Raw genomic sequence first — 17,295 nt, forward strand, 5'->3', positions numbered from 1 at the left:
CGGTTTATTTGCTGACCGTTAGTCTTATTGCAACATTGGCGAGCAAGGTCGTGTAGGACGACGGCCTTGAAACCCGTCACATTTGACACCACTTCTACAGCTATCATGGTTTTTTCCTGCAACCTGCGATGATTATTCGCGGGTTGCTGAGCTATTTCGTCCCTGGCGGTGTCGAGTCTGGGGTGACTTCACGAGGTACGTTATGTCGGATTTCCAGCTCGTTACCCGTTTTGAACCCGCCGGCGATCAACCGGAAGCCATTCGTCAGATGGTCGAAGGCATTGAAGCCGGCCTGGCGCACCAGACGCTGCTTGGGGTGACCGGGTCCGGCAAGACCTTCAGCATCGCCAACGTGATCGCCCAGACCAACCGCCCGACCCTGGTGCTGGCGCCGAACAAAACCCTGGCGGCGCAGCTCTATGGCGAGTTCAAGGCGTTCTTCCCGAACAACGCGGTGGAGTATTTCGTTTCCTACTACGACTACTACCAGCCCGAAGCCTATGTGCCGTCGTCCGATACCTTTATCGAGAAGGATGCGTCGATCAACGACCACATCGAGCAGATGCGCCTGTCGGCCACCAAGGCACTGCTGGAGCGCAAAGACGCGATCATCGTCACCACGGTGTCGTGCATCTACGGCTTGGGCAGCCCGGAAACCTATCTGAAGATGGTGCTGCACGTCGACCGTGGTGACAAACTCGACCAGCGCGAATTGCTGCGGCGCCTGGCGAGCCTGCAGTACACCCGTAACGACATGGATTTTGCCCGCGCCACCTTCCGGGTGCGCGGCGATGTGATCGACATCTACCCGGCGGAATCCGACCTGGAAGCGATTCGCATCGAGCTGTTCGATGATGAGGTCGAAAGCCTGTCAGCCTTCGACCCGTTGACCGGTGAAGTGATCCGCAAGCTGCCACGCTTCACCTTCTACCCCAAAAGCCATTACGTGACCCCACGCGAAACCTTGATGGGCGCCATCGAGGGCATCAAGGTCGAGCTGGCCGAGCGCCTGGAATACTTGCGCTCCAACAATAAGCTGGTGGAAGCCCAGCGCCTGGAGCAGCGCACTCGCTTCGACCTGGAGATGATCCTGGAACTGGGTTACTGCAACGGCATCGAAAACTACTCGCGTTACCTGTCGGGCCGTGACTCCGGGGCGCCGCCACCGACGCTCTATGACTACCTGCCGCCGGACGCCTTGCTGGTGATCGACGAATCCCACGTCAGCGTGCCGCAGGTGGGCGCCATGTATAAGGGCGACCGTTCGCGCAAGGAAACCCTGGTGGAATATGGTTTCCGCCTGCCGTCGGCGCTGGACAACCGGCCGATGCGCTTTGACGAGTGGGAAGCCATCAGCCCGCAGACCATCTTCGTCTCCGCTACGCCCGGCAACTATGAAGCCGAGCACGCGGGCCGCGTCATCGAGCAACTGGTACGTCCCACTGGCCTGGTGGACCCGGAAATCGAAATCCGCCCCGCGCTGACCCAGGTCGACGACTTGCTCTCGGAAATCAACAAGCGCGTGGCCCTGGAAGAGCGGGTGCTGGTCACCACTCTGACCAAGCGCATGTCCGAAGACTTGACTGATTACCTGGCCGACCACGGCGTGCGCGTGCGTTACCTGCACTCGGACATCGACACCGTGGAGCGCGTGGAAATCATCCGCGACCTGCGCCTGGGCACCTTTGATGTGCTGGTGGGGATCAACCTGCTGCGCGAAGGCCTGGACATGCCGGAAGTGTCGCTGGTGGCGATCCTGGATGCGGACAAGGAGGGCTTCCTGCGCTCCGAACGCTCGCTGATCCAGACCATCGGCCGAGCGGCGCGTAACCTCAATGGGCGGGCGATCCTGTATGCGGACCGCATCACCGGTTCCATGGAGCGTGCGATTGGCGAGACCCAGCGTCGTCGCGACAAGCAGATCGCGTTCAACCTGGAACACGGCATCACCCCCAAGGGCGTGTTCAAGGACGTTGCCGACATCATGGAAGGCGCCACCGTGCCAGGCTCGCGCAGCAAGAAGCGCAAGGGCATGGCCAAGGCTGCCGAGGAAAGTGCCAAGTACGAGAACGAACTGCGCTCGCCGAGTGAGATCACCAAGCGGATTCGGCAGTTGGAAGAAAAAATGTACCAGCTGGCGCGGGATCTGGAGTTTGAAGCGGCGGCGCAGACGCGTGATGAGATTGGCAAGTTGCGTGAGCGTCTGTTGGCTGTTTGATTTGCGTAGATTGGGCTGGCTTCATCGCGGCCAAGCCCGGCTCCCACATTGATCTGTGAACACGGTCAATGTGGGAGCTGGCTTGCCTGCGATGGCCGCGCCTCGGTTTTCCAGAAATCACCCAGGCTGTTACCATTCGCCCCTTGTTTCAATTTTCAGTTATATCGCCCATTCGAGACCTGCCATGACCACCGTCCGCACGCGCATTGCGCCATCGCCTACTGGGGATCCCCACGTCGGTACTGCTTACATCGCCCTGTTCAACTACTGCTTTGCCAAGCAGCATGGCGGTGAGTTCATCCTGCGGATCGAAGACACCGATCAACTGCGCTCCACCCGTGAGTCCGAACAGCAGATTTTCGATGCCCTGCGCTGGTTGGGCATTACCTGGGCTGAAGGTCCGGATGTCGGCGGCCCGCATGGCCCGTATCGCCAGAGCGAGCGCAGCGACATTTACAAGCAGTACACCCAGCAACTGGTCGATATGGGCCATGCCTTCCCGTGCTTCTGCACCGCCGAAGAACTGGACCAGATGCGCGCCGAGCAACAGGCCCGTGGCGAAACTCCGCGCTACGATGGCCGTGCGCTGCTGTTGCCCAAGGAAGAAGTGGCTGCGCGCCTGGCCGCCGGTGAGCCTCACGTCATTCGTATGAAAGTGCCAAGCGAAGGCGTATGCGTGGTGCCGGACATGCTGCGCGGTGACGTCGAAATCCCGTGGGACCGCATGGACATGCAGGTGCTGATGAAGACCGACGGCTTGCCGACGTACTTCCTGGCCAACGTGGTCGATGACCATCTGATGGGCATCACCCATGTGCTGCGCGGCGAAGAGTGGCTGCCATCGGCGCCGAAACTGATCCTGCTGTACGAATACTTCGGCTGGGAGCAACCGCAGCTGTGCTACATGCCGCTGCTGCGTAACCCGGACAAGAGCAAGCTGTCCAAGCGTAAGAACCCGACGTCGGTGACGTTCTACGAGCGCATGGGCTTTATGCCTGAGGCGATGCTCAACTACCTGGGTCGCATGGGCTGGTCTATGCCGGACGAGCGCGAGAAGTTCTCGCTGCAGGAAATGGTCGACAACTTCGACCTGTCCCGCGTCTCCCTCGGTGGGCCGATCTTCGATATCGAGAAGCTGTCGTGGCTCAATGGTCAGTGGCTGCGTGACTTGCCCGTGGAGGAGTTTGCCTCCCGTGTGCAGCAGTGGGCATTGAACCCCGAGTACATGATGAAAATTGCGCCGTTGGTGCAGGGCAGGGTAGAGACGTTCAGCCAGGTCGCACCCTTGGCCAGTTTCTTCTTTGCCGGTGGCGTGAATCCCGATCCCAAGCTGTTCGAGTCCAAGAAGCTTTCCGGTGACCAAATTCGCCAGCTGATGCAGTTGATCCTGTGGAAGCTTGAAAGCCTGCGTCAGTGGGAGAAGGATGCGATCACCGCGACCATCCAGGCGGTGGTGGAATCCCTGGAGCTGAAACTGCGCGATGCCATGCCGCTGATGTTTGCCGCAATCACCGGGCAGGCCAGTTCGGTGTCGGTGCTTGATGCGATGGAAATTCTCGGCCCGGACTTGACTCGTTTCCGTCTACGCCAAGCCCTTGATTTGCTTGGGGGTGTATCGAAGAAAGAAAACAAGGAATGGGAAAAGCTGCTGGGCGCTATCGTTTAAGCAGGCCGCTTAGGGCACGAAACCCCGGTTTTTCGGGGTTTCGTCGGTAAGTGATTGTTATCCCGGCAAAAAATTTTGGAAATTGTTGAAAATAAATTTGACACGTTTCCAAACCGCCATTAAGATTCGCCCCGTCCTCACCGATGAGGGGCTATAGCTCAGCTGGGAGAGCGCTTGCATGGCATGCAAGAGGTCAACGGTTCGATCCCGTTTAGCTCCACCAATTTTACAGGTTCAAGGTTCCGGCCACACCGTCCTTGAATCGATCAGTTCTCAGCGCTGATCAGTTGTATAGAAGGTTTGTGTCCCCTTCGTCTAGTGGCCTAGGACACCGCCCTTTCACGGCGGTAACAGGGGTTCGAGTCCCCTAGGGGACGCCAGTTTCAACAAGCAGCTCGAAAGGTCTGCTGCGTCGCGAGACGAAAAATCCGGGGCTATAGCTCAGCTGGGAGAGCGCTTGCATGGCATGCAAGAGGTCAACGGTTCGATCCCGTTTAGCTCCACCAATTTTACAGGTTCAAGGTTCCGGCCACACCGTCCTTGAATCGATCAGTTCTCAGCGCTGATCAGTTGTATAGAAGGTTTGTGTCCCCTTCGTCTAGTGGCCTAGGACACCGCCCTTTCACGGCGGTAACAGGGGTTCGAGTCCCCTAGGGGACGCCACGATTACCCGCTCTGCGGGATTTTTAAGGGTCATTCAATTATTGAATGGCCCTTTTGTTTGTCTGGCGTTTGGCCAATTCCCTCCTTTATTACCCATTTTTCTGTTCTGACCGGCGGTCGTGCTTGTCGCTTGCCAAATATTATTATGGTAATAATATTAAACCCCATGAGAGACGGAGGCTTCGATGAGCGATAAAAAAGCGCAAACCCGCGAACGTATTTTGCAGGCTGCCAGCGCGGCGTTGATCCAGCGTGGCCCGGCTGAGCCCAGTGTGGGCGAGGTGATGGGGGCGGCTGGGCTGACGGTAGGAGGCTTCTACGCGCATTTTGAAAGCAAAGACGCACTGATGCTGGAAGCGTTCAACCAGTTGTTGGCGCAGCGCCGCGCCTCCATCGATGACTTGGATGACCAGCTGACCGGCGAAGAGCGTCGCACGTTGGTCGCCGCGTTTTATCTGTCACGCAAGCACCGCGACTCCACGACCCAGGCCTGCCCGTTGCCCGCGACGGTGGGGGAGATGGGGCGCTTGCCGGATGCTTTTCGCGAGGTCTTGAACGAGCACGTCGAGTTGATGGCTGCGCAACTGGCCGGCAGCCCTGAAGAGATCGACAAAGCCCTGGCGGACATGGCCTTGATGGTCGGGGGGCTGACCCTGGCGCGGGCGCTGGGGCCGGGCGAGTTATCGGATCGGGTGATACGTGCGGCCAAGTCGGCGGTACGCTGAAAAAGGGGACGCGAGATGGGCGCATTGACCTGGGTTCGTGGTTTCAATGGCACGGTGGGGCGCCTTGCGCCGCATGCGGTCGCCAGCAAGATGCGTCGCACCTTCATGACCCCGCGCGATCTGCCGCCGCGTGACTGGGAGCTGCCGCTGCTGGCCCAATCGGAGCGCATTACCCTGCGTTTCGGTCTGTCGGCGTTGCGATGGGGGCATGGCCCGGCGGTGCTGCTGATGCATGGCTGGGAAGGCCGGCCCACCCAGTTCGCTAGCTTGATCACGGCGTTGGTCGACAACGGCTATTCGGTAATTGCCCTGGACGGTCCCGCCCACGGCCGGTCGCCAGGGCGTGAAGCCCATGTACTGCTGTTTGCCCGCGCCATGCTTGAGGCGGCGGCCGAGCTGCCGCCGCTGTATGCGGTGGTCGGCCATTCCATGGGCGGCGCCAGTGCGATGTTGGCGGTGCAGTTGGGGTTGCGTACGCAGGCATTGGTCAGCATTGCCGCACCGTCGCGCTTTCTGGATGTGCTACGCGGGTTCACCCGCATGGTCGGCTTGCCGCCACGGGCGCGCTCAGCCTTTATCCAAGAAGTGGAGTTGAGCATGGGCATGCCGCTCAAGCATCTGGACGTGGCCCACTACCAAATGAACATTCCCGGCCTGATCGTCCACGCCGAAGACGACACCTTTGTTCCGGTCAGGGCGGCTCAAGCCATTCACGAAGCCTGGTTCGACAGCCGCCTGCTGCGCTTGGAGCAGGGCGGCCACCAGAAAGTGCTCGCCGACCCGCAGGTCATCGATGCTGTGCTCGCCCTATTGGCCGGCTGCCGTCTACAGGAGCGGCAGATCGCCTGATACACTGCCCCGCCGACATCAATCGACTGGAGCAAGGTATGGGCTGGGATTTGGCAACGCCGTTCATCATCGATCTGCAGGTTGCGGCTGAGGACATCGACGGCCTGGGGCACGCCAATAATGCGGTGTACGTCTCATGGCTGGAGCGTTGTGCCTGGCGCCATTCCCAGCGCCTGGGGCTGGACCTCACCGAATACCGCCGCCTCGACCGCGCCATGGCCGTGGTACGCCATGAGATCGACTACCTGGCGGCAGGCTATGAGGGCGATGAGTTACAACTGGCCACCTGGATCGTCGACTGGGACCAGCGCCTGAAGATGACCCGCCGTTTCCAACTTGTACGCCCCCGTGACGGCGCGACCCTGCTGCGCGCGCAAACAACCTTCGTATGTATTGAGTTGTCCAGCGGCAAGCCCAAGCGCATGCCCGCCGAGTTTATTGAAGGTTACGGCCCCGCCCTGACAGGGGGTTAACGGTTGCCGCGGGAAACCCAGTAAACTGCGCCACGATTTTTGTTGAGTGTTTTCCATGCAAATTGCTTTGGCGCCCATGGAGGGGTTGGTCGACAACATCCTGCGGGACGTGTTGACCCACGTGGGCGGTATCGACTGGTGCGTGACCGAGTTCATCCGGGTCAACGACCGCCTGCTCACGCCTGCCTATTTCCACAAGCTCGCGCCTGAACTGCTGCACGGTGCCCACACGGCGGCTGGTGTGCCGTTGCGGGTGCAGTTGCTCGGTTCCGACCCAGTGTGCCTGGCGGAAAATGCCGCCCTGGCCTGTGAATTGGGCTCCGAAGTGATCGACCTGAACTTCGGGTGTCCGGCCAAGACCGTGAATAAATCCCGAGGTGGCGCGGTGCTGCTCAAGGAGCCGGAGCTGCTCAACCAGATCGTCGAGCACGTGCGCCGCGCCGTACCCGCCCATATTCCCGTGACCGCCAAGATGCGCCTGGGCTTCGACAGCCCGGATGGCGCGCTGGTGTGCGCCACGGCCCTGGCCGAGGGCGGCGCTGCGCATATCGTGGTGCATGCACGCACCAAGGCCGATGGCTACAAGCCGCCGGCTCATTGGGAGTGGATCCCGCGGGTGCAGGACGTGGTCAAGGTGCCGGTGTTTGCCAATGGCGATATCTGGAGCGTCGAAGACTGGAAACGCTGCCGCGAAATCAGCGGTGCCGAAGACATCATGCTGGGCCGTGGCCTGGTGGCGCGGCCCGATCTGGCGCGGCAGATTGTGGCGGCCAAGGCCGGCGAAGAGGTGGTCGAGATGACCTGGGCGCAGATGCAGCCGATGCTTCAGGAGTTCTGGCGTCAGTCGGTGGCGCAACTGACGGAGAAGCAGGCGCCCGGCCGCTTGAAACAGTGGCTGGCGATGCTCACGCGCAACTACCCGCAAGCGGTGGAGTTGTTCACGGCCCTACGCCGGGAGACGGACTTGAACCAAGTCAGCCGCCTGCTGGGTATGCCGCATCCAACAGCCGTTTAACCGGCAGCCTTACTCCAGCAGCTGCCTGAACCCCTCGATCGGCAACGGTCGGCTGTGCAAATAGCCCTGGAATAAATGGCAGCCGAGCTTTTGCAGGAACGCCAGTTGCTCCAGGGTTTCCACCCCCTCGGCGATGACTTCCAGGTTCAGGCTGCGCGCCATGGCCACAATGGCGCGGATGATTTCTGCATCATTGGGGTCGTGGGTCGCATCGCGCACGAACGACTGATCGATCTTCAGCGCATCCACCGGCAAGCGCTTGAGGTAGGTCAAGGATGAGTAGCCGGTGCCGAAATCATCCATTGCAAAGCTCACGCCGAGTTTTTTCAGGCGACGCATCTTCACCACGGTATCGTCCAGGTTCTGGATCACGATGCCTTCGGTGATTTCCAGTTTCAGCAGGCTGAACGGCAGGCCGTGTTGCTTGAGGCTGTGCTCCACCCGTTCCACAAAGTCGTTCTGGCGAAACTGCCGGGGGCTGATATTCACGCACAGGCTGAAATTGAGCGGGTCTACCAGGCCATCGGCAATCAACTGGGCAAAGGCGCCGCAGGCTTCATCGAGAATCCAGGTGCCGACCTCCAGGATCAGGCCGCTGTCTTCCAATACCTTGATAAATTCCGCCGGTGACTGCGCGCCCAATTGTGGGTGCTGCCAGCGCACCAGGGCCTCGGCGCCGACTATCCGGTTGCCGCGCGCATCCACCTGGGGCTGGTAATGCACGCTGAATTCGCCGCGTGACAAGGCCAGGCGCAAGTCAGTCTCCATGCGCAGGCGTTCGCTAGCGGTTCTTTGCATGCTGTTGTGGAACATCTGCGTGGTGTTGCGCCCGGAGTCCTTGGCGCGGTACAGGGCGATGTCGGCGCGCTTGAGCAAATCGGCGGGTGTGGTGCCGTGGTCGGGGATCAGTGCCACGCCGATGCTGGGTGTGACCTGCAGCCGATGACCGTCGAGAAACATCGGCTCCGAGAGCAATTCGCGCAGGGTATCGGCCAGCGCTTGCACTTGGCTGCTGACCGTCTGGCGGGTGCCCTCCAGGCCGCTGAGCAATACCACAAACTCATCGCCGCCCAAGCGCGCCACGGTGTCCTCCATGCGCACGCTGGCTTCCAGGCGCGCGGTGACGATTTTCAACACGGTATCGCCAACGGGGTGGCCGAGGGAGTCGTTGATGTGCTTGAAGTGGTCCAAGTCCAGAAACAGCAGGGCGCCGCGCAGGTTGTGGCGCTTGAGCAGGGCGATCTGCTGGCTCAGGCGGTCCATCAGCAGTGCGCGGTTCGGCAGGTTGGTCAGCGGGTCGTGATAGGCCAGGTGCCGGATTTGTGCCTGGGCGTTCTTCAATAGGCTCACATCCCGTGCGGTCAGCAGCAGGCAGGGGGTTTCATTCAAGGTGATCGGCTCCACCGAGACCTCCACCGCCAGTACCTCGCCACGCTTGTTGCGCCAGAGCATTTCCAGGTGGTGAATGCGCCCCTTGATCTGCAACTCGGCCAACAGTGCGGCGCGTTGGTTTTCGTCGGCCCAGATGCCGATCTGGTACAGGGTCAGGCCGATGGCCTCTTCGGTGCGGTAACCGGTCAGGCGGCAAAAGCCATCGTTGACCTCCACATAGCGGCCGGTGTCGCGCTCGGTGATGGAAATCGCATCGGGGCTGGAGTGGAACGCCTTGGCGAACTTCTCTTCGCTGGCCTTGAGTGCGGCTTCCGAGCGTTGCTGTTGGGTAATATCGCGCAGCGTGGTGACGATGCACGGCTGGTCGCTGACCTTGATTAAACGGCTGGAAATCATGCAAGTCAGGCTTTGGCCGTCCTTGTGATGCACCACGATGGCCACATTGCTCAGGGCCTGCTCGCGAATCACCTGCTCGATGCGTTGCAGGCGCTTGCTGGAGTCGTCCCACAGGCCGATTTGTTCGGCGCTTTTGTCGAGTACTTCGGCGGCTGTAAAGCCAAACGTCTGGGTAAACGCCGGGTTGATCTCGATGAACGCGCCGCTGTCCAGGCAGGTGACGCAGATCGGGTCGGGGCTGGCCTGGAACAGGCTGGCGAACTTTTCCTCCGAGGCGGTCAGCCGTTGCTCGCGCTCGACCTGGTCGGTGATATCCAGCAAGGTGCCGGCCATGCGCAGGGGCTTGCCTGACTCATCGCGATACAGGCGTGCGCGGCTCTCCAGGTAACGCGGGCTGCCGTCTTCCATTTGCACGCGGTAGGTCAACTGATAGTTGCCGTCCGGGCCTTCGCGCAAACTGCGGTACGCATGGCGCATACCCTCGCGGTCTTCATCGGACATGCCCTCAAAAAACGCATCGAAGGATTCATGGAACGGCGCGGGTTCCAGCCCGTGCAACTGGGCGGCACGCGCCGAGCCGTAGAGCATGCCGCTGGGGATGTGCCAATCCCAGGTGCCCAGTTGCGCGGAATCCAGAGCCAGGTCCAGGCGCTCCTGGCTGTCCTTGAGTGCTTGCTCGGCGTTTTTACGTTCGGTGGTGTCCAGGAACGTGCTGATCAGGTACGCCTCGCCGTCCAGTTCGACCTTTTGTGCGCTGAGGGTGCCGTCATGGATCTGGCCGTTGCTGGCGCAGAACTGCACTTCCATGGTGATGGGTTCGCCTTTGCGCTGGGTGGCCTTGACCAGCAGCGCCCGCTGTTCCGGATGGCGCCACAGGCCCAGTTCCAGGGTGGTGCGGCCGATGGCATCGGCCACTGGCCAGCCGAACAGCATCTCGAAATACTGGTTGGCTTCGCTGATCAAGCCGTCGGCCTGGCGCGTCAGCAGCACCATGTTCGGGCACAGGTGGAAGAGTGTGGCGAAGCGCTTTTCCGAATGGCTGAGGGCGTGTTCACGGTCGCGTTGGTGGGTGATCTCGCGGATCACCCCGATCATGCGTCGCCGTCCGGCTTTGTCGGGGGCCAGGTTGCCGCTGATTTCCAGCCAGTGCAGGCTGCCATCGGGCCATTGGATACGGTGGTGCATGGCGCGGTCGAAAGGCTCTCCGGCGAGCACCGCATGAAAGCCGCGCACCACCCGCGCGCTGTCTTGCGGGGCCAGCAGGTCGAGGTAGTCCAGGTCCTTGGGCAGAGGCTGGCGCGGGTCAAAGCCGAATAGCGCCTGGGTGCCCCGTGACCAACTGATTCTTCCTGTGTCGATTTCCCAGCACCAGGCACCCAGCCGCGCGGCATTGAGGGCCGCCAGCAGCTGCGGGGCACTGTCCCAGCTTTGTTCCGCCGCTTGAGGGTCCAGGGCGTAGATGCGGGGCAGGGGTGGAATCGGGTCAAGGGGGTTGCGCATTATCAAAGGGCCTTGGCTCATTGAGAAAACCGCGCGGTTTGACCCAAACCCTTGGCCCGCACGGTGTCATGCCGATAACCCTGGCAGATCGACCTGTGCATCCAACAGGCTCATGAAAGCCCGCGCAGCGTTCGACAGCGTCCTTTCGGTGTGCACGATATAGCCTAGCTGGCGACTGAGCTGTATGCCCGGCAAAGCGATACTTGCCACCTGATCATCGAGCATGGTGCGCGGCAACACGCTCCAGGCCAGGCCGATGGAGACCATCATCTTGATGGTTTCCAGGTAGTTAGTGCTCATCGCAATATTAGGTGTGAGGCCCTGGGCCTCGAACAGGCGGCTGACAATATGGTGAGTAAAGGTGTTGCCGCCGGGAAATACCGCCGGATGCCCGGCGATATCGGCCAGGCTGACGGAACCGTTGCTGATCAGGCTGTGTTCCGGCGCCACCACAAAATCCAGCGGGTCGTCCCACACCCGGGTGGCGCGTACCAGGTTGTGGGGCTCTGGCGCCAGGGTGATCACTGCGACTTCCGCACGGCCGTGGAGGATTTCTTCGTAGGCCACTTCTGAATCCAGAAACTGAATATCCAGTGCCACATTCGGGTATTGCCGGGTGAAGGTGCGCAGAATCGGTGGCAGGCGGTGCAGGCCGATATGGTGGCTGGTGGCCAGGGTGAGGCGGCCGCTGACTTCGCCGGTGAGGTTGGTCAGGGCCCGGCGGGTGTCGTCCAGCACGTTGAGGATTTGATAGGCGCGGGGCAGCAAGGCCCGCCCGGCCTCGGTCAGGCCGACTTCGCGGCCCAGGCGGTCGAACAGTCGTACCTTCAATTGTTGTTCCAGACCGGCGATGCGCTTGCTGATGGCCGGCTGGGTCAGGTGCAGGCGTTCGCCGGCGCCGGAGAAGCTGCCGGTCTCGGCGATGGCGATAAAGGCGTTGAGGTTGGCCAGGTCCATGGTGCTATTCCAGTTGGTAATCCAAAGCATAAAAAATATGAATTTGAGTTATTTAATGTAGCGCCATACCATCAGCCTCACAAGCCAAAGGGTTATTGAAAAGCCCGGCGTATAGAAGCACCGCTGATGAGGACCGACTGATGGCCGGCAAAACGCTTTACGACAAGCTTTGGGATTCCCATGAAGTGAAACGTCGCGATGATGGATCGTCGCTGATCTATATCGACCGTCACATCATCCATGAAGTGACCTCGCCCCAAGCGTTCGAAGGCCTGCGACTGGCCGGGCGCAAGCCTTGGCGCGTCGACTCCATCATCGCCACGCCGGACCACAACGTGCCGACCACCCCTGAGCGCAAGGGCGGTATCGAAGCCATTGCCGACCAGGTCTCGCGGTTGCAGGTGCAGACCCTTGACGACTATTGCGACGAGTACGGCATCACCGAATTCAAGATGAATGACGTGCGCCAAGGCATCGTCCACGTCATTGGCCCGGAGCAGGGCGCCACCTTGCCGGGCATGACCGTGGTCTGCGGTGACTCCCATACCTCCACCCATGGTGCGTTCGGCGCTTTGGCCCATGGCATCGGCACCTCCGAGGTGGAGCACGTGTTTGCCACCCAGTGCCTGGTGGCCAAGAAAATGAAGAACATGCTGGTGCGTGTCGAAGGCCAGTTGCCGTTTGGCGTGACCGCCAAGGACATCGTGCTCGCCGTGATCGGCAAGATCGGCACCGCCGGCGGTAACGGCCATGCCATCGAGTTCGCCGGCAGTGCAATCCGCGACCTGTCCATCGAAGGCCGCATGACCATCTGCAACATGTCCATCGAAGCCGGTGCCCGCGTGGGCATGGTGGCGGCGGACGAAAAAACCGTCGAATACGTCAAGGGTCGCCCCTTCGCGCCGCAAGGCGCCGATTGGGATGCCGCCGTCGAAGCCTGGAAAGACCTGGTCTCCGACGCTGACGCAGTGTTCGACACCGTGGTTGAACTCGACGCTGCGCAGATCAAGCCGCAAGTCAGCTGGGGCACTTCGCCGGAAATGGTCTTGGCCGTTGACCAGAACGTGCCGGACCCGGCCAAAGAGGCCGACCTGGTCAAGCGCGGCTCCATCGAGCGCGCCTTGAAATACATGGGGTTGACCGCCAATCAGGCGATCACTGATATCCAGTTGGACCGTGTATTTATCGGCTCCTGCACCAACTCGCGGATCGAAGACCTGCGCGCCGCGGCGGTGATCGCCAAGGGCCGCAAGGTGGCCTCGACTATCAAGCAAGCCATTGTGGTGCCAGGTTCCGGGCTGGTTAAAGCCCAGGCGGAAGCCGAAGGGCTGGACAAAATTTTCCTCGAAGCCGGTTTTGAATGGCGGGAGCCGGGCTGCTCGATGTGCCTGGCGATGAACCCGGACCGCCTGGAGTCGGGCGAGCATTGCGCATCGACCTCCAACCGTAACTTCGAAGGGCGTCAGGGCGCGGGTGGGCGTACCCACCTGGTGAGCCCGGCCATGGCCGCCGCTGCTGCCGTCAACGGTCGTTTCATCGACGTTCGCGAATTGATCTGAGGAAAACCCGATGAGAGCTTTTACCCAACACACAGGCCTTGTAGCGCCGTTGGACCGTGCCAATGTGGACACCGACCAGATCATCCCAAAGCAATTTTTGAAGTCGATCAAGCGCACCGGTTTCGGCCCCAACCTGTTCGATGAGTGGCGCTACCTGGACGTGGGCTACGCCTACCAGGACAACTCCAAGCGCCCCCTGAACAAGGACTTTGTGCTCAACGCCGAGCGTTACCAAGGTGCCAGCGTGTTGCTGGCTCGGGAAAACTTCGGTTGCGGCTCCAGCCGTGAACACGCGCCGTGGGCCCTGGAAGAGTACGGCTTTCGCAGCATCATCGCGCCGAGCTACGCCGATATCTTCTTCAACAACAGCTTCAAGAACGGCCTGTTGCCGATCATCTTGAGCGACGCAGAAGTGGACGAGTTGTTCCAGCAAGTGGAGGCCAATGTCGGCTACCAATTGACGGTGGACCTGGCCGCGCAAACCGTGACCCGCCCGGACGGCAAGGTGTACCACTTTGAAGTGGATGCCTTCCGTAAGCACTGCCTGATCAACGGTCTGGATGACATTGGCCTGACCTTGCAGGACGGCGATGCGATTGCTGCGTTTGAAACCAGGCACCGGGCGAGCCAGCCCTGGTTGTTTCGCGATGCCTGATTTGCGGTAACCGTGCGGGCCCCATCGCGGGCAAGCCCGACTCCCACATTGGAGTGCATTCCAACGGTGGGAGCTGGCTTGCCTGCGATAGCGCCAGTGCAACCACCACAAACCCCAAGGAAAGCCACCATGACCACCACCGCCCACACCCAAGTCGTGCAAAAACAATTCGGCGAGCAAGCCTCGGCCTACCTGAGCAGCGCCGTACACGCCCAGGGCACCGAATTCGCTGTGCTACAGGCCGAGCTGGCCGGGCAGGGCGCTGCACGCTTGCTGGACCTGGGCTGCGGTGCCGGTCATGTCAGCTTCCATGTGGCGCCTCTGGTCAAAGAAGTGGTGGCCTACGACTTGTCCCAGCCCATGCTCGACGTGGTGGCCGCCGCCGCCAAAGACCGCAACCTGGACAACATCCGCACCGTGCACGGCGCCGCTGAGCGCTTGCCCTTTGCCGAGGGTGAGTTCGACTTCGTATTCAGCCGTTATTCGGCCCATCACTGGAGCGACCTCGGCCTGGCCCTGCGTGAAGTGCGCCGGGTGCTCAAGCCGGGCGGCGTGGCGGCATTTGTGGATGTCTTGTCACCGGGCAGCCCCCTGTTGGACACTTACCTGCAAACCGTCGAAGTGCTGCGCGACACCAGCCACGTGCGTGATTACTCCGGCGCCGAGTGGATGCGCCAGTTGAGTGAGGCTGGCCTGCACGTGCGCAACAGCAGTCGCCAGCGCTTGCGCCTGGAATACACCTCGTGGGTCGAGCGCATGCGCACGCCAGAGGTCTTGCGTGCGGCAATCCTTAAGCTGCAACAGGCGATGGGCCAGGAAGTGCGCGATTATTACGACATTCAAGCCGACGGCACCTTCAGCACCGATGTGCTGGTGGTCTTCGCCGAACGCTGATTGATTTTTCCCGACCTGCCCACGGGCGGGTCGCTTGATGAAATGAGGAACGCATGAGCAAGCAGATTCTGATTCTCCCTGGCGACGGTATTGGTCCGGAAATCATGGCCGAAGCGGTCAAGGTCCTTGAGCTTGCCAACAGCAAGTACAACCTGGGCTTCGAGCTGAGCCACGATGTGATCGGCGGCGCCGCCATCGACAAGCACGGCGTGCCGCTGGCCGACGAGACCCTCGACCGCGCCCGGGCTGCCGATGCCGTGCTGCTCGGCGCCGTGGGTGGGCCGAAATGGGACAAGATCGAGCGTGACATCCGCCCTGAGCGCGGCCTGCTGAAAATCCGTGCGCAACTGGGCCTGTTCGGCAACCTGCGCCCGGCCATCCTCTACCCGCAACTGGCCGACGCGTCGAGCCTCAAGCCGGAAGTGGTGGCGGGCCTGGATATCCTCATCGTGCGCGAGCTGACCGGCGGTATCTACTTCGGCTCGCCACGGGGCGTGCGCGAGTTGGAAAATGGCGAACGCCAGGCCTACGACACGCTGCCGTACAGCGAGAGCGAAATCCGCCGTATCGCCCGTGTCGGTTTCGACATGGCGCGGGTGCGCGGTAAAAAGGTCTGCTCGGTGGATAAAGCCAACGTGTTGGCTTCCAGCCAGCTGTGGCGTGAAATCGTCGAAGAAGTCGCCAAGGATTACCCGGACGTCGAACTGAGCCACATGTACGTCGACAACGCCGCCATGCAGTTGGTGCGCGCACCCAAGCAGTTCGACGTGATCGTCACCGACAACCTGTTCGGCGACATCCTGTCCGACCAGGCGTCGATGCTCACCGGTTCCATCGGCATGCTGCCGTCGGCGTCCCTGGACACCAACAATAAAGGTATGTACGAGCCGTGCCACGGTTCGGCGCCAGACATCGCGGGGCAGGGCATTGCCAACCCGCTGGCGACGATTTTGTCGGTGTCGATGATGCTGCGCTACAGCTTCAACCTGGGCGATGCGGCGGACGCCATCGAGAAGGCTGTCAGCCTGGTGCTGGATCAGGGCTTGCGCACGGGCGATATCTGGTCCCAGGGTTGCACCAAGGTCGGGACGCAAGAAATGGGCGACGCAGTAGTCGCCGCGCTGCGGAATCTGTAATCTCTCGGGCCCGCTTGCAGTTGTTGCTGCAAGGCGGCCCACTTTTTAACAAGGTGTAGTTGCGATGAAACGTGTAGGTCTGATCGGTTGGCGCGGTATGGTCGGTTCCGTGCTCATGCAGCGGATGCTGGAAGAGCAGGATTTCGATCTTATTGAGCCGGTGTTTTTCACCACTTCGAACGTAGGTGGCCAAGGGCCGTCCGTGGGCAAGGATATTGCCCCGCTCAAGGATGCCTACAGCATTGAAGAGTTGAAGAGCCTCGACGTGATCCTGACCTGCCAGGGTGGCGACTACACCAGCGAAGTCTTCCCCAAGCTGCGCGAAGCCGGCTGGCAGGGTTACTGGATCGACGCCGCTTCGAGCCTGCGCATGCAGGATGACGCGGTGATCATCCTCGATCCGGTCAACCGCAAGGTCATCGATCAGCAACTGGACGCCGGCACCAAGAACTACGTGGGCGGCAACTGCACCGTGAGCCTGATGCTGATGGGCCTGGGTGGCCTGTTCGAAGCGGGCCTGGTGGAGTGGATGAGCGCCATGACCTATCAGGCGGCCTCCGGCGCCGGCGCGCAGAACATGCGCGAACTGATCAAGCAGATGGGCGCGACCCACGCCGCTGTCGCCGATCAACTGGCTGACCCGGCGAGTGCGATTCTCGATATCGACCGCCGTGTGGCCGAGGCCATGCGCAGCGACGCTTACCCGACCGAGAACTTTGGCGTGCCATTGGCCGGTAGCTTGATCCCGTGGATCGACAAGGAACTGCCTAACGGCCAGAGCCGTGAAGAGTGGAAGGCCCAGGCCGAAACCAACAAGATCCTGGGTCGCTTCAAGAACCCGATCCCGGTGGATGGCATCTGCGTGCGCATTGGCGCCATGCGTTGCCACAGCCAGGCGCTGACCATCAAGCTGAACAAAGACGTGCCGATCGCCGATATCGAAGGCCTGATCAGCCAGCACAATCCCTGGGTCAAGCTGGTGCCGAACAACCGCGATATCAGCATGCAGGAGCTGAGCCCGACCAAGGTCACCGGCACCCTGAATGTACCGGTGGGCCGTCTGCGCAAGCTGAACATGGGCAGCCAGTTCCTCGGCGCGTTCACCGTCGGCGACCAACTGCTGTGGGGCGCGGCTGAGCCGTTGCGTCGCATGTTGCGGATTTTGCTGGAGCGTTGATCGCTTGAAGCAATAACAGA

13 protein-coding genes and 4 tRNA genes are annotated in these 17,295 nt (G+C 61.2%); 15 read left to right on the top strand and 2 right to left on the bottom strand.

Annotated features, from left to right (window positions below; translation table 11 throughout):
* The first annotated feature begins 202 nt into the window (after positions 1 to 202).
* The 10 genes from uvrB to AC4PS6_RS02520 all read left to right on the top strand — a co-directional run bounded on the left by uvrB (position 203) and on the right by AC4PS6_RS02520 (position 7,609).
* Positions 203 to 2,218 carry an excinuclease ABC subunit UvrB gene (uvrB, locus tag AC4PS6_RS02475; RefSeq protein ID WP_003192575.1) on the top strand — a complete coding sequence of 672 codons (2,016 nt, stop codon included), beginning with the start codon at positions 203 to 205 and terminating at the stop codon, positions 2,216 to 2,218.
* A 184-nt stretch (positions 2,219 to 2,402) separates the two neighbouring features.
* Positions 2,403 to 3,884 (top strand): glutamate--tRNA ligase, encoded by a 1,482-nt coding sequence (gene gltX, locus AC4PS6_RS02480; protein ID WP_336827381.1) that lies wholly within the window; start codon positions 2,403 to 2,405, stop codon positions 3,882 to 3,884.
* Positions 3,885 to 4,031: 147 nt separating this feature from the next.
* A tRNA-Ala gene (locus tag AC4PS6_RS02485) sits at positions 4,032 to 4,107 on the top strand.
* A gap of 81 nt (positions 4,108 to 4,188) precedes the next feature.
* Positions 4,189 to 4,264, top strand: a tRNA-Glu gene (locus AC4PS6_RS02490).
* Positions 4,265 to 4,314: 50 nt separating this feature from the next.
* Positions 4,315 to 4,390 (top strand) — tRNA-Ala (locus AC4PS6_RS02495).
* Positions 4,391 to 4,471: 81 nt separating this feature from the next.
* Positions 4,472 to 4,547: transfer RNA gene (locus AC4PS6_RS02500), tRNA-Glu, on the top strand.
* A gap of 185 nt (positions 4,548 to 4,732) precedes the next feature.
* Positions 4,733 to 5,272 carry a TetR/AcrR family transcriptional regulator gene (locus tag AC4PS6_RS02505; RefSeq protein WP_014719166.1) on the top strand — a complete coding sequence of 180 codons (540 nt, stop codon included), beginning with the start codon at positions 4,733 to 4,735 and terminating at the stop codon, positions 5,270 to 5,272.
* Between the two features lie 15 nt (positions 5,273 to 5,287).
* Positions 5,288 to 6,121 (top strand): alpha/beta hydrolase, encoded by an 834-nt coding sequence (locus AC4PS6_RS02510; protein WP_336827382.1) that lies wholly within the window; start codon positions 5,288 to 5,290, stop codon positions 6,119 to 6,121.
* Between the two features lie 38 nt (positions 6,122 to 6,159).
* Entirely contained in the window at positions 6,160 to 6,594 is a 435-nt protein-coding gene (locus tag AC4PS6_RS02515; RefSeq protein ID WP_020300953.1) for an acyl-CoA thioesterase, read from the top strand.
* Between the two features lie 55 nt (positions 6,595 to 6,649).
* Positions 6,650 to 7,609: a tRNA dihydrouridine synthase gene (locus AC4PS6_RS02520; protein ID WP_014719164.1), complete on the top strand. Its 960-nt coding sequence runs from the start codon at positions 6,650 to 6,652 to the stop codon at positions 7,607 to 7,609.
* Positions 7,610 to 7,618: 9 nt separating this feature from the next.
* Here AC4PS6_RS02520 and AC4PS6_RS02525 read toward each other — a convergent pair whose 3' ends face one another.
* Positions 7,619 to 10,897: an EAL domain-containing protein gene (locus AC4PS6_RS02525; protein ID WP_014719163.1), complete on the bottom strand. Its 3,279-nt coding sequence runs from the start codon at positions 10,895 to 10,897 to the stop codon at positions 7,619 to 7,621.
* A gap of 66 nt (positions 10,898 to 10,963) precedes the next feature.
* The gene (locus AC4PS6_RS02530; protein WP_019820859.1) at positions 10,964 to 11,854 is read right to left on the bottom strand and encodes a LysR family transcriptional regulator; all 891 of its coding nucleotides are present in this window, start codon (positions 11,852 to 11,854) and stop codon (positions 10,964 to 10,966) included.
* Positions 11,855 to 11,994: 140 nt separating this feature from the next.
* Here AC4PS6_RS02530 and leuC point away from each other — a divergent pair, with 140 nt between their 5' ends.
* From leuC to asd, 5 genes are all read left to right on the top strand, one after another.
* A complete protein-coding gene (gene leuC / locus AC4PS6_RS02535) occupies positions 11,995 to 13,413 on the top strand; it encodes a 3-isopropylmalate dehydratase large subunit (protein ID WP_003192562.1) in 1,419 nt (472 codons plus the stop codon).
* Positions 13,414 to 13,423: 10 nt separating this feature from the next.
* Complete coding sequence (gene leuD / locus AC4PS6_RS02540) at positions 13,424 to 14,068, top strand: 3-isopropylmalate dehydratase small subunit (RefSeq protein WP_014719160.1); 645 nt, start codon at positions 13,424 to 13,426, stop codon at positions 14,066 to 14,068.
* Between the two features lie 129 nt (positions 14,069 to 14,197).
* Positions 14,198 to 14,962, top strand: a complete 765-nt coding sequence (locus tag AC4PS6_RS02545) for a class I SAM-dependent methyltransferase (RefSeq protein ID WP_130174886.1) — start codon at positions 14,198 to 14,200, stop codon at positions 14,960 to 14,962.
* A 53-nt stretch (positions 14,963 to 15,015) separates the two neighbouring features.
* Positions 15,016 to 16,098: a 3-isopropylmalate dehydrogenase gene (gene leuB / locus AC4PS6_RS02550; protein ID WP_014719158.1), complete on the top strand. Its 1,083-nt coding sequence runs from the start codon at positions 15,016 to 15,018 to the stop codon at positions 16,096 to 16,098.
* 64 nt (positions 16,099 to 16,162) lie between these two features.
* Positions 16,163 to 17,275: an aspartate-semialdehyde dehydrogenase gene (asd, locus tag AC4PS6_RS02555; protein ID WP_003192554.1), complete on the top strand. Its 1,113-nt coding sequence runs from the start codon at positions 16,163 to 16,165 to the stop codon at positions 17,273 to 17,275.
* Positions 17,276 to 17,295: the final 20 nt, after the last annotated feature.

The sequence above is a fragment of the Pseudomonas sp. DW-iso17 genome (assembly GCF_058725345.1).